This window comes from Devosia rhodophyticola, from assembly GCF_028816475.1.
Classification (GTDB): domain Bacteria; phylum Pseudomonadota; class Alphaproteobacteria; order Rhizobiales; family Devosiaceae; genus Devosia; species Devosia rhodophyticola.
Window position 1 is genome coordinate 697,600 of the sequence record NZ_CP118247.1, and the last position, 24,156, is coordinate 721,755.

General features: G+C 58.1%; 21 protein-coding genes, 1 pseudogene and 1 other annotated feature. Of the genes and pseudogenes, 17 read left to right on the forward strand and 5 right to left on the reverse strand.

Going from position 1 to position 24,156, the window contains the following annotated elements:
- Positions 1 to 92: 92 nt before the first annotated feature.
- From PSQ90_RS03385 to moaB, 3 genes are all read left to right on the forward strand, one after another.
- Positions 93 to 908, forward strand: a complete 816-nt coding sequence (locus PSQ90_RS03385; RefSeq protein WP_282212034.1) for a uracil-DNA glycosylase — start codon at positions 93 to 95, stop codon at positions 906 to 908.
- A gap of 77 nt (positions 909 to 985) precedes the next feature.
- The gene (locus PSQ90_RS03390) at positions 986 to 2,278 is read left to right on the forward strand and encodes an MFS transporter (protein ID WP_282212035.1); all 1,293 of its coding nucleotides are present in this window, start codon (positions 986 to 988) and stop codon (positions 2,276 to 2,278) included.
- The gene (moaB, locus tag PSQ90_RS03395) at positions 2,271 to 2,807 is read left to right on the forward strand and encodes a molybdenum cofactor biosynthesis protein B (protein WP_282212036.1); all 537 of its coding nucleotides are present in this window, start codon (positions 2,271 to 2,273) and stop codon (positions 2,805 to 2,807) included. The genes PSQ90_RS03390 and moaB overlap by 8 nt, the downstream gene beginning before the upstream one ends.
- On the opposite strand, the gene PSQ90_RS03400 is transcribed toward moaB, so the two are convergent.
- A complete protein-coding gene (locus tag PSQ90_RS03400; RefSeq protein ID WP_282212037.1) occupies positions 2,804 to 3,703 on the reverse strand; it encodes an aminoglycoside phosphotransferase family protein in 900 nt (299 codons plus the stop codon). The genes moaB and PSQ90_RS03400 overlap by 4 nt on opposite strands.
- A gap of 1,014 nt (positions 3,704 to 4,717) precedes the next feature.
- Positions 4,718 to 6,202 (reverse strand): SulP family inorganic anion transporter, encoded by a 1,485-nt coding sequence (locus PSQ90_RS03405; protein ID WP_282212038.1) that lies wholly within the window; start codon positions 6,200 to 6,202, stop codon positions 4,718 to 4,720.
- Positions 6,203 to 6,282: 80 nt separating this feature from the next.
- Positions 6,283 to 6,338: a sequence feature (sul1 is cis-regulatory element that is thought to sense ions involved in sulfur or methionine metabolism; They are found in Alphaproteobacteria), on the reverse strand.
- Between the two features lie 323 nt (positions 6,339 to 6,661).
- Here PSQ90_RS03405 and infA point away from each other — a divergent pair.
- A complete protein-coding gene (infA, locus tag PSQ90_RS03410) occupies positions 6,662 to 6,880 on the forward strand; it encodes a translation initiation factor IF-1 (RefSeq protein ID WP_282212039.1) in 219 nt (72 codons plus the stop codon).
- A 37-nt stretch (positions 6,881 to 6,917) separates the two neighbouring features.
- On the opposite strand, the gene PSQ90_RS03415 is transcribed toward infA, so the two are convergent.
- Positions 6,918 to 8,405: an MDR family MFS transporter gene (locus tag PSQ90_RS03415; protein ID WP_282212040.1), complete on the reverse strand. Its 1,488-nt coding sequence runs from the start codon at positions 8,403 to 8,405 to the stop codon at positions 6,918 to 6,920.
- A gap of 220 nt (positions 8,406 to 8,625) precedes the next feature.
- Here PSQ90_RS03415 and PSQ90_RS03420 point away from each other — a divergent pair, with 220 nt between their 5' ends.
- Complete coding sequence (locus PSQ90_RS03420) at positions 8,626 to 9,774, forward strand: PA0069 family radical SAM protein (protein ID WP_282212041.1); 1,149 nt, start codon at positions 8,626 to 8,628, stop codon at positions 9,772 to 9,774.
- Positions 9,775 to 9,781: 7 nt separating this feature from the next.
- On the opposite strand, the gene PSQ90_RS03425 is transcribed toward PSQ90_RS03420, so the two are convergent.
- Positions 9,782 to 10,354, reverse strand: a complete 573-nt coding sequence (locus PSQ90_RS03425; protein ID WP_282212042.1) for a hypothetical protein — start codon at positions 10,352 to 10,354, stop codon at positions 9,782 to 9,784.
- A 113-nt stretch (positions 10,355 to 10,467) separates the two neighbouring features.
- Between PSQ90_RS03425 and PSQ90_RS03430 the strand changes: the two genes are divergently transcribed.
- From PSQ90_RS03430 to PSQ90_RS17115, 7 genes are all read left to right on the forward strand, one after another.
- Complete coding sequence (locus PSQ90_RS03430) at positions 10,468 to 11,139, forward strand: ribonuclease HII (protein WP_282212043.1); 672 nt, start codon at positions 10,468 to 10,470, stop codon at positions 11,137 to 11,139.
- A gap of 92 nt (positions 11,140 to 11,231) precedes the next feature.
- On the forward strand, positions 11,232 to 12,365 hold the full coding sequence (locus PSQ90_RS03435; RefSeq protein WP_282212044.1) for a site-specific DNA-methyltransferase: 1,134 nt from the start codon (positions 11,232 to 11,234) through the stop codon (positions 12,363 to 12,365).
- 178 nt (positions 12,366 to 12,543) lie between these two features.
- Positions 12,544 to 12,903, forward strand: coding sequence for a GFA family protein (locus PSQ90_RS03440; protein WP_282212045.1), 360 nt, complete (start codon positions 12,544 to 12,546; stop codon positions 12,901 to 12,903).
- Between the two features lie 304 nt (positions 12,904 to 13,207).
- A complete protein-coding gene (locus PSQ90_RS03445; protein ID WP_282212046.1) occupies positions 13,208 to 13,708 on the forward strand; it encodes a molybdopterin-dependent oxidoreductase in 501 nt (166 codons plus the stop codon).
- Between the two features lie 76 nt (positions 13,709 to 13,784).
- Positions 13,785 to 15,437 (forward strand): putative bifunctional diguanylate cyclase/phosphodiesterase, encoded by a 1,653-nt coding sequence (locus PSQ90_RS03450; protein WP_282212047.1) that lies wholly within the window; start codon positions 13,785 to 13,787, stop codon positions 15,435 to 15,437.
- Positions 15,415 to 16,086: an EAL domain-containing protein gene (locus PSQ90_RS03455; RefSeq protein WP_282212048.1), complete on the forward strand. Its 672-nt coding sequence runs from the start codon at positions 15,415 to 15,417 to the stop codon at positions 16,084 to 16,086. The genes PSQ90_RS03450 and PSQ90_RS03455 overlap by 23 nt, the downstream gene beginning before the upstream one ends.
- A gap of 90 nt (positions 16,087 to 16,176) precedes the next feature.
- Complete coding sequence (locus PSQ90_RS17115) at positions 16,177 to 16,662, forward strand: FkbM family methyltransferase (RefSeq protein ID WP_407648194.1); 486 nt, start codon at positions 16,177 to 16,179, stop codon at positions 16,660 to 16,662.
- 135 nt (positions 16,663 to 16,797) lie between these two features.
- Here PSQ90_RS17115 and PSQ90_RS03465 read toward each other — a convergent pair.
- A pseudogene (locus PSQ90_RS03465) lies at positions 16,798 to 17,874 on the reverse strand (A/G-specific adenine glycosylase); the annotation flags it as partial.
- On the opposite strand from PSQ90_RS03465, the gene PSQ90_RS03470 reads away from it, so the two are divergent.
- From PSQ90_RS03470 to PSQ90_RS03490, 5 genes are all read left to right on the forward strand, one after another.
- Positions 17,868 to 18,365 carry a DUF721 domain-containing protein gene (locus PSQ90_RS03470; RefSeq protein WP_282212050.1) on the forward strand — a complete coding sequence of 166 codons (498 nt, stop codon included), beginning with the start codon at positions 17,868 to 17,870 and terminating at the stop codon, positions 18,363 to 18,365. The pseudogene PSQ90_RS03465 and the gene PSQ90_RS03470 sit on opposite strands and share 7 nt — an antisense overlap.
- An 88-nt stretch (positions 18,366 to 18,453) precedes the next feature.
- On the forward strand, positions 18,454 to 19,263 hold the full coding sequence (locus PSQ90_RS03475; protein ID WP_282212051.1) for a thioredoxin domain-containing protein: 810 nt from the start codon (positions 18,454 to 18,456) through the stop codon (positions 19,261 to 19,263).
- A 36-nt stretch (positions 19,264 to 19,299) separates the two neighbouring features.
- On the forward strand, positions 19,300 to 22,746 hold the full coding sequence (locus PSQ90_RS03480; protein WP_407648158.1) for a chromosome segregation SMC family protein: 3,447 nt from the start codon (positions 19,300 to 19,302) through the stop codon (positions 22,744 to 22,746).
- Positions 22,747 to 22,951: 205 nt separating this feature from the next.
- Entirely contained in the window at positions 22,952 to 23,341 is a 390-nt protein-coding gene (locus tag PSQ90_RS03485) for an AtpZ/AtpI family protein (protein WP_282212052.1), read from the forward strand.
- A gap of 24 nt (positions 23,342 to 23,365) precedes the next feature.
- Entirely contained in the window at positions 23,366 to 24,118 is a 753-nt protein-coding gene (locus PSQ90_RS03490) for a F0F1 ATP synthase subunit A (RefSeq protein ID WP_282212053.1), read from the forward strand.
- Positions 24,119 to 24,156: the final 38 nt, after the last annotated feature.

The window sequence follows — 24,156 nt, forward strand, 5'->3', positions numbered from 1 at the left end:
AATCGGCCACGCCGGAAAATTCTGAGCAAATTTCGGGATCGGACCGGCAAATTCCGGTGACCCCATTCGCGGATCATGCTCTAACAGAAATCATGGTAAAAGATCGACCCCTCAATCACGCCGAAATGGTTTCGGTGCTCGAATGGTATCGCGACGCCGGGGTTGACCTGGCCGTGCTTGACGAGCCGGTGGATCGTTTTGCCCAGGCGACCGCCGCGTCCAGCCGCCGCCCTGCCCTGCCCCCAACCGAGGCCAGCGCGCCGGCCCCTGCCCCGATTGTCACCTCGATGGCTGCTGACCCGGCAGAGGCGCGGACGCTTGCCGCCAGTGCCCAAACACTTGAGCAGCTTGCCGAACTTTTGGGTGCGTACGAAGGGTGTGGCCTCAAGCAACGCGCGACCCAGCTGGTGTTTGCCGATGGCAATCCTGAAGCCGAAATCATGCTGATCGGGGAAGCCCCGGGTGCCGAAGAGGACCGGCAGGGCAAACCGTTCGTCGGCAAATCCGGGCAATTGCTCGATCTGATGCTGGCCGCCATCGGTCTGGATCGCACCAGGGTCTATATCGCCAATACGGTTCCCTGGCGTCCGCCGGGCAATCGCGCCCCAACGCCCGAAGAGCTGACCCTGTGCCTGCCCTTTCTTGTGCGCCAGGTCGAACTAGTCGCGCCAAAGGTCATTGTGACGCTCGGTGGCCCGGCCATGCAGTCGGTTTTCGGCGTTACGACCGGCATTCTCAAGATGCGGGGCAAATGGGATACGATCAGCCTGGGCGCCCATAGTGCCGAGGCCATGCCAACGCTGCATCCCGCCTATCTGCTGCGCTCTCCCGCGGCCAAGCATCAGGCCTGGCGCGACATGCTGGCGTTGCGTCTAAAACTGAATTCGCTCGAAATCACCCAAAGATAGGCTGACAAATCAATCCGGCTCGCCTTATGGTCGGTATAGTTGAGTTGCCCTACCATACCAGCCGCCGGAAACGCACCATGGCCTCGGTTATCAAGATTTACGCTCTGTTCCTGGGCTCGGCGCTGCTGATGTTCGGGGGCGGTCTGCAGGGGCTGCTGCTGTCGGTGCGCGGTGCCGAGGAAAATTTCTCCTTATTGGCACTCGGCCTTATCGGCACCGGCTGGTCGGTCGGTTTTGTCGCCGGATCAATCACCGTGCCGCTGGTGGTGCGCAAGGTCGGCCATATCCGCGCCTTTTCGGTCATGGCTGCCATTGGCACCATCACCATCCTGCTCAATCTGCTGTTGATCAACGACATTAGCTGGATCCTGTTGCGGGCGCTTTCGGGCTTCTGCTTTGCCGGCGCGGCCATGATTGTTGAAAGCTGGCTCAACGAAGTGGTCGACAATCGAAATCGCGGCACGATCTTTTCGGTCTACGTCACCATCAATATGGCTGCTTCGACACTGGGCCAGGTCGCCATGTCGATTACGGGGGTCACGGGTTTTCTGCCCTTTGTCATCGGCGCCATCAGCTTTATCTGCGCGGTCCTGCCGACCGCTATGACCTCGAGCCCGCAGCCGCGCCCGCTGGCTTCGGCCAAGCTCGATATCAGGCTCTTGTACAAGACCTCGCCAGTCGCCGCGATCGCCGCGTTTTCGGTGGGCATGGCAAATGGCTCGTTCGGCACGCTCGCCCCAGTCTATGGCTATCGGCAGGGGCTGGACGCCAGCGGCATCGCACTTCTGTTTGCCCTGACCGCGCTTTTGGGAGCAACGGCACAAATCCCCTTTGGGCGACTTTCGGACAAGATCGACCGGCGACTGGTGCTGATTGGTCTGTCGAGCGCTGCCGCCGTCATTGGGGCCCTGACGGTCCTGATCAATCCCGGCGATGGCTGGATCATGTATGTGCTGTTTGCCGCCTATGGCTTTTGTGCCAACCCGATTTATGCGGTGGCGGTGGCCCACGCCAATGACTTTGCCAGGGATGGCGACTTTGCCAAGATAGCGGGCGGCATGTTGCTGATTTTGGGCATCGGGCTGGCGCTGGGCCCAGTCGTTTCCTCGATGATCATGAACGCCTATCATCCGGTGGGCCTGTTCATCGTCACGGCTGCTTTCCATGGTGCGCTGGCGGTAGCAGCATTTTTGCGCATGCGGGTGCGGGCCAGCGTTGATGCGGCAGATCGTGCGCCGTTCCAACCGATGGGCAACGACAAGCAGAACACGCCTGAGTCCCTGGCCCTGGACCCGCGTGGCGAAACCGACGACATTGCCGACGTTGACGATATTGATCTGGATGCAGCGATAAAGGATGGCGATGTTTAAGTCCGCCCTCGATACCACCCGCAGTTTCAGGCCGCTCAATATCGGCGTCATCGCGGTTTCCGATAGTCGCACGCTTGAAACCGATACGGCTGGCGCACTGTTGATATCGCTTCTGGAAGCCGATGGGCACAGGAGCGCTGGCCGACAGGTGGTGCGCGACGATATCCAGCTCATTCGGCAGGCGGTTCAAAATCTGGTCGCCGACCCAAAGGTCGATGTCGTGTTGACTACCGGCGGTACCGGTTTTTCGGGGCGCGACGTCACCCCCGAAGCCATCGAGCCACTGTTTGATAAGCGCATGGATGGATTTTCGGTGCTGTTTCACCAATATTCGGCAACCACGGTAGGCACCAGTTCGATCCAGTCGCGCGCCACGGCGGGGCTTATCGGCACCACATTCGTTTTTGCTCTACCCGGCTCGCGCGGTGCCTGCCGTGATGCCTGGGAGGGGATTTTGAGCCACCAGCTCGATTATCGCCATAGCCCCTGCAATTTTGTCGAACTAATGCCTCGGCTGGACGAACGCTAACGCGCAATTGCCTCAAAATGGTCGGCAAAAACCGCGTTCAAGACGTGGCGCGCCGCGTCGGCCTTTTCGGGCGCATTGGTGTCCGCCAGCGTTATCAGTGCTTTCCATAGCGCCCAGCCGCGCGCCCGGGCCCAAAAAGCGAAGTCGGCGTTGATGGCCTGTTTGAAAATTGTTCGAGCGCTGGCATCGAGCAATGTCCAGGCAATGGTGAGATCGCAGGCATAATCGCCGACCCCGGCGCTGCCGAAATCAATGACCGCGCACAGGCAGCCGTCGGCGACCAGCAAATTGGGCGCGCTGACATCGCCGTGCACCCATACCGGGGGCCCGTGCCATTCTGCGCTCAGCGCCGCCTCCCAAATGGTCGTTGCCAGCCTCGCATCGAGGCTATCGGCCAACATTGCAATCGCATCGCGCGTTTCGCGATCATAAATGCCAAGCGATCCACCGCGGTAAAAATTGTGCGCACCGGCTGGCGGCCCTCCCTTCGCATCGGCGCGATAGAGAGCCTTGAGGAACCCGGCAAGATCGCGGGCCAACGTGTCCAGATCGGCGATCCGTTCGGGCAAGGCCGTTTCACCCGCAATCCAGCCATAGATCGACCACGGCGCAGGAAATTCGGGGTCCGGCTTTCCCAAACCAATCGGGGTTGGAATGGGCAGCGGCAATTGCTGAGCAAGACGCGGTAACCACTCATGCTCCTTTTCGACTTGCGCCACATAGTGTTCGGCGCTCGGCAGCCGAACGCTCATGGTGTCGCCAAGATGAAATGTGCGGTTGTCCCAGCCACCAGCCGCTACCGGACGCACCGGCAAATCCGCCCATTGCGGAAATTGGGCACCCACCAACCGGCGCACCAACGCCACATCGATCCTGTCGCCGTCCACCTTTTTCATCGCCCGATGCAATCACGCGCCACCGATTCTGTCACCACCAGCGCCTCCCCCTCACCTGATGTCCCCCGGGCTCGACCCGGGGTCCATCGTGACGTTTTTCCGCTCGCCAGATCGCCTGTCGACCCGCGATTGCGTCTTCTCACAATAGCTCCCCGCTTTCGCGGGGATGACACGCAGTGGTGGATGGCGCTTGGGAAGAAGCCTGTGTCGCGACACTCCCCGCCATCCCCCTCACCAGTTGTCACCCCGGGCCTGACCCGGGGTCCATCGTGACATTTGCCCACTCGACCAGATCGCCTGTCGACCCGCGATCGCGTCTTCTCACAATAGCTCCCCGCTTTCGCGGGGATGACACGCAGTGGTGGATGGCGCTTGGGAAGAAGCCTGTGTCGCGACACTCCCCGCCATCTCCCCTCACCGGCTGTCACCCCGGGCCTGACCCGGGGCCCATCGTGACATTTGCCCACTCGACCAGATCGCCTGTCGACCCGCGATCGCGTGTTCTCACAATGGATCCCCACTTTCGCGGGGATGACACTCTGGGTTTGGAGGACTCTCGGGGAACAGTCACCAACTCCAAAAACCAAAAAACAAAAAACAAAAGATATCCCCGCCCCCTCACCACTCCCGCATAATCCATCCCAGCCCTGCGCCAGAGCGCGATCATGACGAGTGATGAGTGCGGGGTGGTCGGGGGTCCGAAGTCGTTTGGGCCCAGGTTCTATTTTGGTGCCCCGTTATCTTCCCTCGCCGGGATAACGTTGAGCGCTGCAGCGCCAAGACAGGTGCAGCGACAACGCGGGATCATGGCCGTTACCCGCCAAGCGCCTCTATGGAATAAAAAATCCGGTCGCTGGGGCGAGACCTGGTCTCACTCAAAACTGCGGAAGACCCGCGACGAGACAAGGTCTCGCCCTGGCCGCTCAACGCGGCAAAATTTTGGGGATCAACCGGCGGCCCGCTTGTGGCCAACCGGGGCTTTGGCGCGACCAATTGAGCCGCGCCAATATATTTTCAGTGCTGGAACATGCGTTCGAGCGCACCGGGTTCATTATGGGTGGCCAATTCATCCATGATGGTGGTGCTGGCCTCGTTCATGCCAATGATCTGAGCCTCAACCCCTTCGCGGCGGAATTTGAGCACCGCCATATCGATGGCGCCGACCCCCGTCAGGTCCCAGATATGAGCATTGGACACGTCGATCTTGGCGCGTTCAATGGGTTCCTTGAAATTGAAGGCCTTGAGAAAATCTTCGGCCGAGGCGAAAAACACCTGGCCTTCGATCACATAGGTCCGCTCGCGGCCATCTTCCGAAAGGAGGGATTTGACACGGAAAATCTGTGCCACTTTCCAGGCAAAGAACAGGGCTGACAGCAACACGCCGACGCCGACGCCCAGCGCCAGATTATGCGTGCCGACGACGGTGGCAACCGTTGCCAGCATGACGAGGCTGGACCGACGCGGATGCTTGCGCAGATCGGTGAATGATTTCCAGTTGAAGGTGCCAATCGAAACCATGATCATGATGGCCACGAGAGCGGGCATCGGGATGATGGCCACCCAATCACCAAGAACCAGCAGCAGAAACAGCAGGAATGCACCAGCAACAAAGGTCGACAACCGATTGCGCCCGCCCGATTTGATGTTGATCACCGACTGCCCGATCATGGCGCAACCGGCCATGCCACCGAGGAACCCGGTGAAGAAATTGGCAACACCCTGCCCCATACACTCGCGGTTCTTGTCGCTGTCGGTATCGGTCATCTGATCAACAATCGAAGCAGTCAGCAGGCTCTCGAGCAATCCGACCGCCGCCACCCCAATCGAATAGGGCAAAATGATCCAGAGCGTTTCAAGCGTGAATGGCACATTGGGGATCAGAAAAGTCGGCAGCGCCGATGGCAGTTCGCCCAGGTCCCCGACCATGCGGATATCGGGCTGCAAAATCACAGTCAGGATGGTCAGAACGATGATGCTGACCAACGGCGAGGGCACAAGCTTTGTCAGGCGTGGAAACAGGTAAATGATCGCCAGACCGCCACCAACCATGGCATAGGTCTGCCACGACTGGCCGATCAATTCGGGCAACTGCGCCATGAAGATGAGAATAGCCAGCGCGTTGACAAAGCCGGTCATGACCGAGCGCGACACGAACCGCATGACGTTGCCGAGTTTCATATATCCGGCCAGCACCTGGATCATGCCGGCCAGAATCGTGGCTGCCAGGAGATACTCAAGCCCGTGGTCGCGTACCAGCGATCCCATCAGCACGGCGGTTGCCGCCGTTGCCGCCGAAATCATCCCGGGACGGCCACCGGTAAATGAAATGATGATGGCAATGGTAAAGGAAGCATAGAGCCCGACCTTTGGATCCACCCCGGCAATAAGGGAGAAGCCGATAGCTTCCGGGATTAGCGCCATGGCCACCACCATGCCCGCAAGCACGTCGCCGCGGATGTTGGAAAGCCAGTTGAGGCGGAAGGATTCGATATAATTCATAAGCGAGGTCCAGACAGCATGATTGGACTGGTTGCGCCACTTATTGGCGAAGCCGGCCCGACAAGGCGGTATACTTGCTGATTTATCCGGCGGATTGGCGGCCGGAAGAGCCACCCGGGGTTGCACCGGGTCCGATGAGTTGCGCCCTTTTGCCCTGTTAACTCAAAAAAGGCAAGTCCGGCTGGGACAGTTCAAGTCCAAACCGCGCCAAAAGGCACTGCACTATTGTATTTTTTGACAGATTGCCCATATCAACGTCGAAGACGTGAGGCTGGTGCGTTGGATGAATTGTTCCAGTTCACAAAGCAGCCGAGATGCTATAAGAAGCGCTTACCTCGAATTTTTGCGTGAGGGTGGTCTCTGGGGGAACCCGGTTGCCACATCAGCAATTACCTCAATATGCCCCTGCGAGCCCGGCCGAACAATTCGGCCTCTCAAGGCGGCTGCTCAGGAGCCCGTATGGCCAAAGAAGACGTACTCGAATTTCCGGGCGTTGTGACCGAATTGCTTCCCAATGCGACTTTCCGGGTCAAGTTGGAAAACGATCACGAGATCATCGCCCACACCGCTGGCAAACTGCGCAAGAACCGCATTCGCGTTCTGGCAGGCGACAAGGTATTGTGCGAGATGACTCCGTACGATCTGACCAAGGGTCGCCTTACCTACCGCTTCCGCTAAACCGGTCGGTGACGGGCGCCAGATGCGCCCCGCCGCATTAATGGCCTGGGCCTGGGCCATGGGCAGGATCGCCTTCGGGCTTTCTGACAAAGCAGGCACCCACTACTGCAAACAGGGAAATGATCGCGCCGCATAAGAAGGCGGCGCGAATGCCACCCGCGGCCGCCGCAATTGGCTCGGCCCCACCATTGGACAGATTGATTGTTTGCGCTGTCATCAGCGCCACAAACAAGGCCGTCCCGGCAGCCCCAGCGACCTGCTGGGTGGTGCCGATCATGGCGCTGCCGTGAGAATAAAGGTGCGGCGGCAGCGATCCAAGGCTGGCGCTGAACAGCGGGGTAAACATCAGCCCCAGACCAAGGCTAAGCACCAGATGCGCACCCAGCAACACAACAATGCTGGTATCCTGACTGACGGTCGTGAACACCCACATCACCGCGCTTACCAGAATCGCGCCCGGGACAACGAGAACGGTTGGGCCATGACGATCATAAAGCCTGCCAACATAGGGCGCGCATAACCCCATGGCCAAACCGCCCGGCAACAGCATAAGGCCGGTTTGCAGGGTGGTCAGACCGACGACATTCTGCAGATAGATCGGCAACAGGATCATCACGCCAAACAGGGCCAGCATCAGCACCGCCATCATGGCGACCGAAACCGAAAAGTTGGTGATGTTGAGTGTGCGCAGATCCAGCAGGGCCGCTTCGCGCTTTTGCAACGATATCTGCCGCAGAACGAAAATTACGACCACCGAGGCTCCAACGACAATCGGTATCCAGGCAGAGAGCGCTCCCCCCTCGCCCGCCCCGGCCTCGCCAACGCCGCTCAACCCATAGACCAATCCGCCAAAACCGATGGCGGCCAGAATGACCGAGAGTACATCGATCGGGGCGGCGCGAGGCGTCGACACATTGCGAATTTTAGAAGCACCCAGCGCCAACGCACCCAAGGCAATGGGCAGAACAAGAATGAACATCCAGCGCCAATCGAGAACGCTCAGGATCAGGCCGGAAATCGTTGGCCCGATGGCAGGCGCTACCGAGATGACAATCGAGATATTGCCCATCGTCTTGCCCCGCGATTCGGACGGCACAAGATGCATGACCGTTGTCATCAGCAACGGCATCATGATTGCCGTGCCGCTGGCCTGAACAACCCGCCCGACCAGGAGTGAAGCAAAGCCGGGCGATGCGGCGCAGATCAGCGTGCCTGCACTAAACAGGGACATGGCCAAAATGAAGACGGGGCGCGTATTAAACCGTTGCAGCAAATAGCCGGTAACCGGAATCACAACGGCCATAGTCAGCATGAAGGCCGCTGTCAGCCATTGGGCCGAACTTGCTGGAATATCCAACGCGACCATCAGACGTGGCAGGGCGACGCTCATGATGGTTTCATTGAGAATGACCACGAACGCCGACACCAGCAGCAACGAAATTACCAGTCTATTGCGCGCACCGATTTCCTGCTGGTTCAGTTCGGGCATCACCGTTTCGGGGTTCATAGCGGATTCGATGCTCATGGGATCCTATCGAGAGTTCGTTGCCAATTCTTGCGCTGAGTGCGCACAAGGGGCGATCACATCTGCTTTCTTGCAGACTTTGTCAATCAGGGTCTCCCCGCTCAGCGTCGCGCTCCACTGAGAGCTATAGTTCTTGTTTTGTTCTCGTGCAACTGTTAAAAGTTGATGGACGTTAACCGTGAAACGATTCGAAATTGTGTCACGCCGCAGGAGAGCAGACATGGCCCTCTATCAGGCCCCATCCTTTGAAGCATTGGAACGTTTGAGTTTGAGCCGGGACGCGGATCTGGCGCGGCGGGAGCTTGTTGATCCGACGCGCAATCGCGGCCGTGGGGCGCAATCCAACCGTACAGGGCGATTCGAAAAGGTCAGCCGGGAAGGTTTTGACGATGGCTGGAGCAGTGTCGAGCCCCTGCCCCTTTTTGAAACTGTTGAACATCTGGAACGCGCCAAATCGATCATCACGGCCAACGACAGTCCTGATATCAATTTTGAACGCTCGATCAATGCCTACCGGGGTTGCGAGCATGGCTGCTCCTATTGTTTCGCGCGTCCCTCTCATGCCTATCTCGGCCATTCCGCCGGCATTGAGTTCGAGCGCGACATTTACGTCAAGACAAACGCTGTAGAAGCATTGCGTGCCGAATTGGGGGCGAAGAACTACAAGGTCAAGCCGATTGCCATGGGAACCAACACGGATCCTTACCAACTGGCTGAACGCACGCACAAACTGACCCGTGGGATTTTGGAAGTTTTTCTGGAAACCAGGCATCCGACCATGATCACTACCAAGTCTGCTCTGATTGTGCGCGATCTGGATCTATTGAGTGAACTGGCCAAACACGGACTGGTCAAGGTTGGCATTTCAATGACCTCGATGGATCACAAGCTCAGCCGGAAAATGGAGCCGCGGGCCTCAAGCCCGGCACGACGGCTAGAGGCTATCAGACTGTTGAGCGAGGCGGGCATTCCCGTTGCCGTTTTGGCTTCACCGATGATTCCGGCAATCAACGATATGGAGCTTGAGCGGATATTGGACGCTACGGCGGCGCAGGGCGCCCGAGGTGCGGCAATGATTCTGCTGCGTTTGCCGGGTGAAGTGCGCGATGTATTCCGTGAATGGCTGTTGCGCCATTTTCCGGATCGGGTACGCCACGTACTATCGCTGGTCCGAGATACGCGCGGAGGACAAGACAATGATTCCCGTTTCGGCAGTCGGATGCGCGGAGAAGGCGCCTACGCCACCTTGTTGCGCCAGCGGTTTGAAAAGGCGCGCGCCCGCTATGGGTTGGACCAGAAGTTGCCAGCCCTGCGTTCAGATCTGTTCGAGCCCCCGCGTCTGGAGGACCGACAGATGAGCTTATTTTAGGTTGCGGTTAGTATTGGGCAAGCTTACGGGCATAGCTGGCCATAAAATCAAGTGAGGCTGTGACGCCGCGCAGTGAGAAATGAATGTCGCGGTCATCACTTTTCTCGCCGGTTATCGGCAGCGAGACTGTTAGAGTATTGCGCGCCTTCATGGCCGCGAGCAGGACATCGCGTTGTAAGCGATTGGCGACATAATATTGGTTGGCAGTATTGTAGCGAATTTCCAGGTCCAGCGTGAAGTCGAGGCTGATTGACGTCTCACCACCAATTTTGATCTGCATGGGCCGGGTGGGATCGACATCTGTGTCGTCTGTGGCGGCTGCGGTAAAGGCGATATCCAGCGCCCCGGTCAATCGGTTCAGCAGCAAGGTCAGTTTGTAAGCGGGTAAATTGGCTGCATTGAGTACCGTAGAACCGGTACTGGCAAAGCAGGAAAAGCCGTAGAAAGTGTCGGCATTCTCATCGATTGTATCGGGACATGCCGCCAGCCAGTCCTGATTATATTCTCGCCATTCTCCGTAAGGGTGGTGGAATGGCTGGGCAACGGACGACTGGCTGAACGTCATCAGAAGCCCTATCATCCATCCGATTCTGAATTGTTGACATTCACCTATCCCGCATCGGCTATTGCTCTGCCTTGGTTTACATCAACGATAACCCAGTGCCTGACAATTCCCAAACGGACGCGTTCGTTATGAAAACGAAACTTCAACGAACAACCAAGCAGTCGACGCCTGTTGCCCTTCCCGATTATTCCAATGAGGCCAGCGCTATAGGGTTGGGCGCCCGGGTAGTTGCGGGGGTTGATGAAGCGGGACGCGGGCCGTTGGCGGGACCCGTCGTGGTTTCGGCAGTCGTGCTCGACGCAGCCAATATTCCGGTTGGCCTCAATGATTCAAAAAAACTTACGGCCCAACGCCGCGAAGAGCTGTTTACCCAAATCGTTGAGACGGCAATGGTCAGCATCATCGTCGCGCCCCCCGAGTTGATTGCGCGCCGAAATATCCGGGGCGCGACCTTGTGGGCTATGCGGCAGGCCGCACTGGGACTGTGCCGAAGCCCTGATCTGGTGCTCGTCGACGGTCGCGATATTCCGCCTGGCCTGCCGTGTCGGGGGGCAGCACTGATCGGTGGCGATGGGCGCAGTGTGTCTATCGCGGCGGCGTCAATCGTGGCCAAGGTTACCCGAGACCGCATGTGCCGGATCATGGATTGCGATGCGCCGCAGTTCGGCTTTTCCGGGCACAAGGGCTATGGCACGCCCCAGCATATGGCGGCGCTCGGCGCCCATGGTCCATGCCGCCATCATCGGGCCGATTTCGCCCCTGTTGCCCAAGCCCGTTTTGATTTCATCGAAGCGGATTGAGTCTTTAACCTATCGCTAACCAATTGGATTAGTTCATCTTTAACCCTAACCCCGTACAACGGAATTGTTAGTACTGCGTTAGGGTTAAGTAGATGTTGCGTACCGCGCGTACGGCCAGTGTGGCCGCTGCGGAGAAGGCCGAAGGCCTTCCCATAGATACAATTCTGGTGGGTGATTGCGTCGACCACATGAATGCCTTGCCGGCCGGCTCGGTTGACCTCATATTTGCCGATCCTCCTTATAACCTGCAACTGGACCAGGGACTCACGCGCCCCGACCAGAGCAAGGTGGACGCGGTCGACGACGACTGGGACAAGTTTGACAGCTTTGCCCACTATGACAAATTCACCCGCGCCTGGCTCAAGGCGGCGCGGCGACTGCTCAAACCCGATGGCGCCCTATGGGTTATCGGCAGTTACCACAATATTTTTCGGGTCGGCACTGCCCTGCAGGATCTCGATTTCTGGATGCTCAATGACATTGTGTGGCGCAAGGCCAACCCGATGCCGAATTTTCGCGGCACGCGGTTTACCAACGCCCATGAAACGCTGATCTGGGCCGCCAAAAGTCAGAAAAGCCGCGTGACCTTCAATTATGAAGCCATGAAACTGGCCAATGACGACACGCAGATGCGCAGCGACTGGCTGTTTCCACTGTGTACCGGCAATGAGCGGCTCAAGAACGAGGACGACGAAAAAGTCCATCCGACCCAAAAGCCCGAAGCGCTGCTGTTCCGAATTCTCAATGCGACGACCAAGCCCGGCGATATCGTGCTGGACCCGTTCTTTGGTACCGGTACGACGGGCGCTGTTGCGCGCAAACTGGGCCGGCATTTCATCGGCATCGAACGCGAAGTCACCTATATTGCCGCCGCACTCAAGCGCATTGCCACCGTTCGTCCTGGTGCCTTCGAGGCATTGCAATCGGTCACACCCAAGCGCAAGGAGACGCGCATTCCCTTCGGTTCGTTGCTAGAACAGGGCCTTATTGCGCCCGGGGCCACCCTGTTTGATACCCAAAGGCGTTATAGCGCCATGGTGCGCGCGGACGGTTCGCTGGTTGCCGGTAAGCATCAGGGTTCGATCCATAAGGTTGGCGCGTTGGTGCAGGGTGCTGAAGCCTGCAATGGCTGGACCTTTTGGCACCACGAGATTGGTGGCTCCATAGCTCCAATTGATGACCTGCGCAGCGATATTCGCGCCAAACTTGACTTGCTTTCAGCCTGATTTTGATCTCCAGTCAGTCAAGGCTCAAACTAACCGCCGGTTTGCCCCGGCGGTTTTTTGCGTCTGAGGCAGGCTTGACGAAACCCCTCCAAATCTACTAGAACATATCAGGAACACATCAAGGTTAAGTCTTAACCGAACTGATCTTAGTTGTGCGCTCGACAAGGGGAAATGAGTGGTGTCGGAAGAAAAATTCCATGGAAGTTGTCAATGTGGTGCGGTTGAGTATGAGGTCATTGGGCTCAATTTGACGCAGACCGTCACCTGCAATTGTTCGCGATGCCAGCGGTTGGGATCAGTTTTGGCATTTGCGCCCCGGTCGAATTTTTCGTTGCTAAAGGGTCAGGAAGCCCTCAGCGAATATTTGTTCAACAAGAAGGCGATCAGGCATCAGTTCTGCAAGGTTTGTGGCATCCAAAGTTTCAGTTTCGGCGCAACCCCCGATGGCGGCGAGATGGTGGCCGTCAATGTGAATACGCTTGACGACGTCGATCCACGCAAACTGTCGTCCACCCACGCGGATGGGCGGTCTTATTAGGGTATCGCAGGAAAGCCCGGGCAGGCCAATGATCCGCAGACCGCGGCAAGGTAATGCCGCCTGACTTCGACCTCCAATGTGTTCAGGCTCGAACTAGCCGCCGGTTTGCCCCGGCGGCGTTTTTGTTGGTCGGGACCCTGAGGCTGTCTGCGGCAACGTTGGTTGCGGTTACCTACTTGTGGAGCCTTTAACCTTAATGATTTCCAGTGTGATCACTTTTTCGTCGCGGATAAAATTCCTGTTCCGCAATTAACGACATCTGAAGTTTTGAAGAGCAAGTTGGGATTCAATTAGGAGTATTATCATGGACGTTTCACGCCGAGTTGCCAGTCTGTTTGTTGCGGCATGCTGCACGCTAGCACCCGTGGTTGTGGCTCAGGCCGCCGAAGCAGAATTGCCCACGCTCAAGGTTGAAGGTCCATCTGCCGGGTCGGCGGTTTCCATCACATTTGACCGCGATGAGCTTGAGGCGATCGGAATGGTATCGGTCAAAACATCGACGCCATGGAACGAAGGTGTGGTCGATTTTGAAGGTGTGCCGATGGTGAGTCTGCTTGAGAAGGCGGGTGTCAGCGGCACTACGGCGACAATTATCGCCTTGAACGACTATAGCGTCGACATCCCTATGGAAGATTTTTCGCAATTCAACGTTATTTTGGCCGTCAAGCGCAATGGCGATTATATGCCGGTGAACGATCAGGGGCCGTTTTTTGTCATCTATCCATTTGACAGCGATCCAGCCCTGCAGGGTCAACCCTACCATGGCCGCGCTGTCTGGCAGGTAAAACAGATCTCGGTCGAGTAGTCAGTGCCCCGGATCTCGATTACGGGCTGGGCCAACACATCTGGATCCACTGCGCATCGCACTAACGATCGGCGTCGTGGCCTTTGTTGTTGCCGCTGTCTACATTGGTAGTTTGTTGTTGCAGCGGCAATCGGCGCTTGAGCCGATGGGCCGCGGCAATGTTACCTGGTTGATTGCGCAGAGCCCGTCAGAATATGCACGGCTCGAGCAAAGGATCGGCGCCTATGGGCTGGGCGACGCGGGCATCGACGTCAACGAGGTTACGCTGCGCTTTGATATTGTCAGCAATCGCATGCAGACCTTGCACAGCAACTCGTTGGCCCCGTTCATCGCCTCCGATCCTCGGCATGCCAGAACCCTGAAGCAATTGGACGGGGCCGTCGACTCTGCCCGACTGCTGTTGAGCGAAATCCATGTCAAAGGCACACCTGCCCGCATGCTGGCGTTGCTTGACCCTGTCTATCCCAAATTGGTCCGCCTGTCGGTGGACGCGAATTCCTGGAATGCGGAACGGTTAAACCGTGAGCGCGAGGAACTGTTTGGCCTGCAAAAAGTGTTTGCCTGGGTGGCCACGGGGTTGATTATTTGCGGCTTTGTGTTTGTCGTTTTGCTCCTGCTCAACAACCGCCTGCTCAAGCGCACGCATGAACAATTGCGCCGCAAGGATCGCGCCCTGCAAATCCAGTACAACTGGTTTGAGGCGGCGGTCAATAACATGTCCCAAGGGCTTTGCCTGACCGACTCCAATCAACGGCTGCTGGTTTCCAACCGGCAGTTTCTCAATCAGTTCGCGCTGCAATCGGGAGCAAACTGGCAGGGTGAACCCCTGGCAAAACTGTTGCCGTCCCGTATGTTGCCGACCCTTCAATCTGATGACCCTGGCGAGGCAAACCCGGATCAGCTTATCGAACCATTTCAGCGCCAAACTCATCGACTGGATGATGGAACGGTGCTTTTTGTCACCCACGAACCCATGGTTAACGGTGGTTGGGTTTCAACTTTTGAAGATATTACAGATCGTCAGCGAGCGCAGGACCGTATCGCCCACATGGCGCATCATGATGGGTTGACGGGACTGCCGAACAGGTTGCTTTTCTGGCAGCATACCGAGCAGGCAATTGTCGATCTCACGGACGATGGCGAACCATTTGCGATCCTTTATCTCGACATCGACAGGTTCAAGGAAGTCAACGACACGCTGGGTCATCCTACGGGCGATGCGTTATTGCGGGCCATTGCTGATCGGTTGGGAACTGCTGCGGCGGCGCCAGACATAATTGCTCGATTGAGCGGGGACGAATTTGCGGTGCTTCACCGACCGACCTCCCAGCTGTCTTCGAGCACGCAGGCGCTGGCCGAGTGGGTCTTGGAGGCAATTAGCCAGCCTTATCTGATCGACCACAAGGAACTTCAGATTACCACCAGCATCGGCATAGCCTTTGCCCCGCAGGATGGTGCGGACAGCGACGAACTGATCAAGAAGGCCGATCTGGCGCTTTATCGGGCCAAAGAGCTCGGCGCCAACAATTTCCGCTGTTTTGCCCCCGAGATGGAAGAAAAAATCCAGCGGCGGCGCAGTCTGGAAGTGGACTTGAAACGGGGCATCGCTGCGGGTCAATTCCAGTTGTACTACCAGCCGCTGATTTCGCTGCAGACGATGAAGATCGTATCGGGCGAGGCTCTCCTGCGCTGGAACCACCCCGTCCATGGATCTCGTTTCGCCGGCTGAATTCATACCGCTGGCCGAGGAAACCGGCTTCATCGACGAGTTGGGAGAATGGGTTCTGCAGCGTGCCCTGCGCGACGCCGGCCAGTGGCCGGAAAATGTTCGCGTTTCGGTCAATCTTTCGCCGGTGCAGTTCCGCAATGCTTCTTTGTCACACCGCGTCCAAGAGGCCTTGAACAAATCTGGCACGGCCGCTGAACGTGTGGAACTCGAGATTACCGAATCGGTTCTGCTGCATGACAGCAGCACGAACATGGAGACTTTGCGCCAAATGAGGGAACTGGGCTGCAAAATCGCACTGGACGATTTTGGAACCGGTTTTTCGTCGTTGAGCTATCTAATGCGGTTTCCCTTTGACAAGATCAAGATCGATCAGTCATTCGTGCGCGGCCTAGAGGATCGCGGCGACAGGTTTGCCATCGTTCAATCGGTGGCCCGCCTTGCCAAGCGCCTCAATATGACAACCACCGCAGAAGGGGTGGAAACACTGGCTCAACTCAACGTGGTCCTCGAGGCAGATTGCACCGAGGCGCAGGGCTTTTATTTCAACCGGCCCTTGCCCGAAAAAGAATTTCGATCACTGGTGCAGGGCGAGGCAAGCGCATCAGACGTCGGTCACACCACCCTGGCCAAACGTCGCGCGGCCTCCTGAGGTCATTGTTGCCAAATCTGAAAGCAGGCCATGAGCCGATCACTGTATATCGATATCGGCGCCAATGCGGGCGATACCATCGCTGAACAGATGGCTTCATCCACCACAGATTTTTGCTGGGGCATTGAGCCCAACCCGAGGCTTTGCGCAGTACTGCGGCAGCGTTTTGCAGGGCAACCCGTTGAAATTCTTGAGTATGCGGCGTGGATCAGCGCCGGTACGATGCCGCTTTATCTTGGCGATCCCGTGTCCTCGACACTGCTCGAAGGCAAGGTAACGCTTGAGAACTACCCCCAGTTTGCCATCACCTATGATGAATCAGTTGCCGTCCAAACTCTTGATACGGCGCAATGGCTCAACGACCACGTTACTAATGATGACGCTGTCATCGTCAAGATGGACATTGAGGGCGCTGAGTACCAGGTGTTGCGACACCTTTTGGACAGCGGAGCCATCGAGCTGATCAATGAACTGCGGTGCGAATTTCATGCCGAACGGTTTCCTGCCTCTGCGGGCGATCATGACCGGATCGTTGCTGAAGTTGGCGCGCGAACAAAACTGGTGATCTGGCGATAGCACTGCCATCCGCCTATTCGACCCCGGCTTCAGCCAAAACCTTGCGAAAAAGGGTTGGGAGCGCCTCGCGCCCCAGTGCGCGGGGGCCGCCCACCAGCCATGGTCCAGCGTCATTGCGTCCGCAATCTGAACTGACCAAACGTCGAGTTCGAGCCGGAAATGGGTAAAGACGTGCACTACCAAGCCATGGTGGTGCCAGTCGCCGGGCTGCGGAAATGTGGGGTCAGTCGCGGTTGCGGTCCAGTCGGAAGTTGGGGTCTGGGTCATTTTGGCCAACAAGCCCTTGTCGGGCCGTGTCTCCAGGAAAACATCGCCAACGCCATCCCTTAGCACAAAGGCATGGCCGTGCCGCGTCGGGCGGTTGGCCTTTTGCGGCTTGATCGGAAATATCGTTGGGTCCGGCGTGTGGCGTGCCAGACAACCGTCCTGCAGCGGACACAGCATGCATAAAGCATTGCGCGGCGTACAAATGGTCGCGCCGATATCCATCATCGCCTGGGCAAAATCACCGGCTCGCACCGGAACGGCGGTCTGCAATGCTGCGCGCAACGTCTCCTTGGCGTCTCGTACCGGAACGTTTAACGCATGATAGCGGGCCAACACGCGATCAAGGTTGCCATCAAGCACGGCAATCGGTTCATCGTAGCAAATGGCGGCGATGGCCGCACTGGTGTAAGCGCCGATCCCTGGCAGGGTTTGCAGCGCTAGCGTGGTTTTGGGAAATATCCCGCCATGCTGGTCAACCACGGCGACGGCACAGGCATGTAGATTGCGGGCGCGGGCGTAATAGCCAAGCCCTGCCCACTCCACCAGTACAGCAGCAAGCGGGGCAGCGGCTAGATCTAATACCGTTGGCCAGAGTTGGATGAACCGCGCAAAATACTTACCAACCGTGGCAACCGTTGTTTGCTGCAACATGACTTCGGAAAGCCAGACGCGATATGGATCCGGCTCCGTGCCGCGGGCGCGATCAAGCGGTCCAATGCGCCAAAGAAGATCGCGGGCATGGCGATCATACCAGGCCAATACGGCAGGGCTATTGATGGGTAATGTAGGCGTCAACTGCATGGCCGCATGATGTGGACAAGCCTGCCCGGCAAAGCAAGCCCCATTCGTCCAGCAACGCTTGCGCGCGATAGTCTGGCGCGATAGACCATCGGTGATCAATACGAGGCTTGGACAGCTTGCTGATGGCGGCAAAATCAATGACATTCAGGCGCCGCAACCGGACGGTCGGCATTGCCGATGCCTTGACCGGCGCGCTTGACCCGGTGCTCAAGAAGCGCGGTTTTGCCAGCCAGGACATCTTGAGCCACTGGGCGGCGATGGCCCCTGCCCCCTATGATCAGGTTGCCATGCCCGATAAATTGAGTTGGCCGCGCGGCGAGCGTAGTGCCGAGGGGGCAACACTATATTTACGCTGCGTGGCCGGGCACAGCCTTGCCATCGCCCACGAAGGAACCCGGATCGCGGCGGCCGTCAATCGCTATTTTGGCTATATTCTGGTGGGCCAGGTCCGACTATCGGCCGAGCCGTTCACCCCCGGTTCAGCAGCAACCGATAGACATATTATCGAGCCCAGTCCTGACGTTCGCGCCAGAGTTGGCGCCGATGTTGAAGTTGTGGACGATGACGGCGTACGCGAAGCGTTGCGCAATCTGGGCCATGCCCTGGCTCAAAAGAACGGCAAGCGGCGTGGGTAGGCCGTTCACTGCCTAGTGATAACCATGCCCTCTTGTGGTCGCGATACTGATGTGTAGTGTCCACAAAGCAATTTATGGAGCGTTCATCGTGAAGTTTAACCGTCGTGATACACTTGTTCTGGCCTCTGCGGCCGCTGCCTTTGGTATGGTCGCACCGGGGGTCATGGCCGCCGAGGGAGACATGATCGATACGGCCAAGCTTATGGCGCCCGCTGGCGGCTGGACCGATTATCCGCTCGGTTCGGAAGACGCGCCAGTGACAATGATCGAATATGCTTCCCCCACTTGCCCACACTGCGCTTCGTTCTCGAACAATGTATTTCCCGCTTTCAAGGAAGCCTATATTGATACCGGCAAGGTGCGTTTTCTTCTGCGCCCCTTGATGCGGGGTGGTCAGGCTGGCGCCATTGATGCGGCAATTTTCATGTTGGCGGAAGCTGCCGGTCCGATGCGCTTCCATCAGGTCATCGAAACCTACTACAAGACACAGGCCGACTGGATCCAGTCGCCAAAACTGAGGGATGCCCTGCAGGAAATCGCACGGCAGCTCGGATTTTCCGACGAACAGTTCGAAACTGTCCTTAAAGATGTGGATGGCTTCAACAAACTGGTTGCCGTACGCGATCAGGCCCTCAATGATTTCGGTTTGGAAGGCACGCCAACATTCTATATTGATGGCAAGACCATATCCGGGGACAAATCGGTTGAAGAGCTCGCAGCAGAAATTGATCCGCTGCTACCAGCTGGACAGAGTTTTACGCCACCATCTGATGCCATGGCCCCAGATGGGGGTGGCGCAATGGCGCCTGCCGCAGACGCAATGGCGCCGGCATCCGATGCGATGGCACCTGCGGCTGATGCAATGGCTCCCGCCGAAAGCAGCAGTCCGGCCAAATAGTACGCCCTCACGACTAACCCATCGGCGAGCCGCGCGATGAAATTTTCGCGACTTCGCCTGCTTGGTTTCAAATCGTTCTGTGACCAGACCGAGCTGGTCATGGAACCGGGCCTTACCGGCATTGTCGGCCCCAATGGGTGCGGCAAATCCAATCTGGTCGAGGCCATGCGTTGGGCGATGGGGGAAAGCTCCTATAAAGCCATGCGCGCCTCTGGCATGGATGATGTCATTTTTTCGGGGTCCGGCAATCGTCCGGGCCGCAACAGCGCAGAAGTGACGCTGGTGCTCGACAATTCGGACCGCACCGCGCCGGCAGTTCTCAATAATGCAGACATTTTGGAAGTGACCCGCCGGATTGAGCGCGAAGCTGGATCGGTTTATCGCGTCAATGGCAAGGAAGTGCGGGCGCGCGACGTGCAACTGCTGTTTGCGGACGCGTCGACCGGGGCCCATTCCCCCGCCATGGTGCGACAGGGACAAATCGGCGAGTTGATTGCCGCCAAGCCGGTGCAGCGGCGCGCCTTGCTCGAAGAGGCGGCGGGCATTTCGGGGCTGCATTCGCGGCGGCATGAAGCAGAACTGCGGTTACGCGGTGCCGAACAAAATCTGGAGCGCGTCGACGACATCATCGGCCAGATCGAAACTCAGCTTGAATCGCTGAAACGTCAGGCCCGGCTAGCGCTGCGTTATCGCTCGCTTTCCGGCGATATCCGCCGTTCCGAGGCAACATTGTTTCACATTCGCTGGGTGGCAGCGCGATTCGCCGAAAAAGAAACCGAGGCCCAACAGGGCGTCCTGATCCGTGATCTGGCCGATGCCACCCATCTCGAACTACAGGCGCAGAAAAAACTGGATGCCTCACAGGCCGCGCTGCAGCCCTTGCGCGAACGAGAAGCGGCAACCGGTGCGGCGCTGCAGCGGCTCAAGATATTGTCCGAACAATTGGTCGAGGAGGCGCGCCGCGCCAGCCAGCGACAAGCTGAGTTAACGGAACGCCTGCATCAGTTTTCGGCGGACAGTCAGCGTGAGCGGGACCTCTTGGCCGAAAGCGAGGCCAATCTGACGGGCTATGGTGAGGAATTGGCCACACTCGAAGATGAGGGAGAGGCCGCGCAGGCCGCGTTCGATGCGGCCCGAGCCGAGGCCGAAACCGCCCGTATTACTGCTCAGGAAATTGAGAGTGCGACCCGGCATGCCGCTGAAGCCGTCGCCCAGATCAAAGCCCGTCGAGCACAGGCGACCCGAGCCGCCGAGGATGCTCAAGCCCGCGTTGCGCGGGTACGTCAGCAAATTGATGAGGTTGAGCAACAAACCACAGACATCAATCGGCGTCTCAGCCAGGACGAAACGCTCCTCGACAGGCGGGCGGCGCTTGAGGCAGCCCAGCTAGCCGCCGAGGAGGCGGAAAGCCAGACGCTGGTCGCTGAAGCCACCACGACCGAGGCGCAGGCGGCACTCGATACCGCCCGTCCGAAACTGATGCAGATTGAAGCCGGTTTGAATCGGCTCGAAGCAGAGGCGACGACGCTGAATAAGATGCTCAATAGCGGAACGCGCCAATGGTCGGCCATTGTCGATGATTTGCAGGTCGAGCCCGGCTATGAAACCGCGCTTGGTGCAGCGCTCGGCGACGATCTCGAGGCGTCCGCCGACAACGATGCCCCGATCTACTGGGCCGATGGGCTTGATGGATCAGACGACCCCGCCTTGCCTCAGGGCGCCGAGCCATTGGCACGCCATGTGTCAGGCAACGGGAAGCTCAATCGTCGACTGGCACAGATCGGGCTTGTTGATCAGGCCGACGGTCCGGGCCTGATGCGAGCGCTGCGCGCCGGACAATTGCTGGTGACCATGGATGGCAACATTTGGCGTTGGGATGGCCTTGTGGCTGCCGCCGATGCGCCAAGCGCTGCAACCATGCGTTTGGCCCAGCGAAACCGGCTGACAGAACTTGACGAGGAAATCGTGCGGGCACGGGGCGAACAGCAGGCCTGGCAGCGCGATCTTGCCGCCCTCGGCGATGCGGTTGAGGCGGCACGGCGCGGCGAAAAAGCATGGCGGGACAGCTGGCGCGGTGCTCAGCATGGCATTGGTGCCGCGCAAACCGAGGTCGACAAGGCACAGCGCGCCGTCAGCGAATTAACCACCCAAAAGGGCGCGTTGGAAGATGCGCGCACTCGTCTGGGCGCAACGCTGACAGAAGCCGAGGCCGCACAGGTCACAGTAGAGACAGCCCTTGCTGACGGTAGCGAAGAGGCCGAGGCTGCCGAGACTTTGGCGGTTCAGGAAACCACCCTGACGCAGGCACGGGAGCGCGCCGAAATGGCGCGTGCCAAGTTAGCAGGGTTCGAAAGCGCAGCCCAAATGCGCCAAAGTCGGACCATGCAACTGATCCGTGACCAAACAGCCTGGCAGCGGCGATGCGAGGGAGCGCGTGCCCAATTGAACACGTTGGAGGCGCGCGCGCGGGAGGTTGAGGTCCAACTTGAGGCAGCCACGGCGGCACCGGCCGGCTACGATGACCGCGCCAGTGCGCTGACGGCGCAAATTGACGACGCCACTATTGCCCACAAGGCAGCAACCGATTCATTCAGCTATGCCCAATCGGGCCATCATGCCGCCGAAAAGGACTTGCGACAGGCCAGCGAAATTCTGATTGCGGCGCGGGTCGAACTGGTACGGATCGAAGAACGCCTCAAGGCAGCCATTGTCCAGCGCCAGCAAATTGAACGGCTAGCGCTCGAAACACTGGGCATTGAAGCCTCGCGCACCCTGGAGGCCTCAGGCATTCGCCCCGAGGCCCCCCTGCCCGCCGAATCCGCTGTCGAACACAAGCTTGAACGGCTGAAGGCGGAGCGTGAACGGTTGGGTGGGGTCAATCTGACCGCCGAACGGGAAGCCGAAGAAGTGGGGACAAGGCTCATGACGATGACCAAGGACCGCGACGATCTGATCGAAGCGATTGCCAAACTGCGCCTCGGCATTCAGTCGCTCAACCGCGAAGGACGGGCACGCCTTTCAGAAGCCTTTGATCGGGTCAACGACTTTTTTCAGGAGCTGTTCACCAATCTGTTTGGCGGCGGCACTGCCGAGTTGAAATTCGTTGAAAGCGAAGATCCGCTCGAAGCGGGACTGGAAATCATTGCCTGCCCTCCTGGCAAAAAACCCCAGACTATGACCCTGTTGTCAGGAGGCGAACAGGCACTGACGGCGATGAGCCTGATTTTTGCAGTTTTCCTGACCAATCCGGCCCCCATCTGCGTTCTCGACGAGGTTGATGCACCGCTTGACGATGCCAATGTGGAGCGGTTCTGCAATCTGCTCGATCTCGATGCGCCAGCGCACCAACACCCGCTTTATGACCATCACCCACAACCCGATCACCATGGCCCGAATGGATCGCCTGTTCGGCGTCACCATGGCCGAGCGCGGGGTGAGCCAACTGGTATCGGTCGATCTGGGAACAGCAGAATCTTTTCTTGAGGCCGTGTGAGCCAGACAGGTGGCGTTGAGGATTCTGTTGATGACACGGTGCCGCACCTCTCAACTAGCGTATAATATCATTATATTTCAATGGTTTATATGTTTATTCACGTTCTTGACACGTTTGGTGCCTGTCAGTATGGTGCGCACGACTTAGAGGGGCTCGAGCCAATATTGGTGCGGGTTGGGCAAGGTGGAAAGCGCGATGGCAATTTCGCCTGACCATGAACGCCGCAAAACGGGGAAAAGTGGGGTCACAAACGACCTTGCTGATCGCATTGCCTCTGCCAAACGGGACCGGAATGTCAAAGCCAGTCAGGCTGCGGCACGGACGTCGGGAAGCTCGACCAATGTAGGCCGCGCAGTACGGCTTGGTTCAGAGTTTATCGCCGCCATTCTGGTTGGCACAGGAATCGGGTTTGTGCTCGATCAGGTGCTTGGAACCCAACCGTGGATCATGCTGGTCATGCTCCTGGTGGGGTTTGCCGCAGGAATACTGAATATCACCCGCGCTGTGGGTGACATGAACAGGGCGGCACCACCGCCGCCGGGTTCGGATCTCGGTCCGGACGCAGACGAAGACGACGATCAATAGAACGACCAGCGAGGAATATGAGCCTTGGCCGATCCGACCAAAGTTGACCCGATTCACCAGTTTGGCATCACAACGATGGTGCCCCTTGGTGATAGTTTTGCATTCACCAATTCCGCGTTGTTCATGGTTTTGACCGTTGGTCTGATCGTGTCTTACCTGTTGATCTCGACCGCTGGTCGCAAGCTGGTGCCAACGCGCGCACAACTGGTCTCGGAGATGCTCTACGAGTTCGTGGCCAATATGTTACGGGGCGCGGCGGGGACTGAAGGCATGAAGTTCTTTCCCTTCGTGTTTTCGATTTTCATGTTCGTGCTTATCGGCAATGTGTTCGGCATGATCCCGTTCTTCTTCACCATTACCAGCCACATCATTGTTACCTTTGCGCTGGCGATTTTGGTTATCGGCGTCGTGCTGGTTTACGGGTTCATGAAGAACGGTCTAAAGTTTTTCAAGCTTTTCGTGCCGCAGGGCGTGCCGGGCTATGTGCTGCCTATCGTGGTGCCGATCGAAATTGTTTCGTTCCTGTCGCGCCCGATTTCGCTTTCCGTGCGTTTGTTCGCCAACGTTCTGGCGGGTCATATCACGCTCAAGGTGTTTGCCGGTTTCGTCTTCACCATGGGTACGCTTGGCTGGCTCGGCTTTCTGGGGGCGGCCCTGCCGCTGGCCATGACCGTTGCGCTGACGGCACTGGAATTCCTGGTGGCGGTGCTGCAGGCCTATGTGTTTGCCGTGCTGACGTCGATGTATCTCAACGACGCCATCCATCCTTCGCACTAACTACTCGTTTCACCTGGTCGTGGTGACCGGGCGTTAAA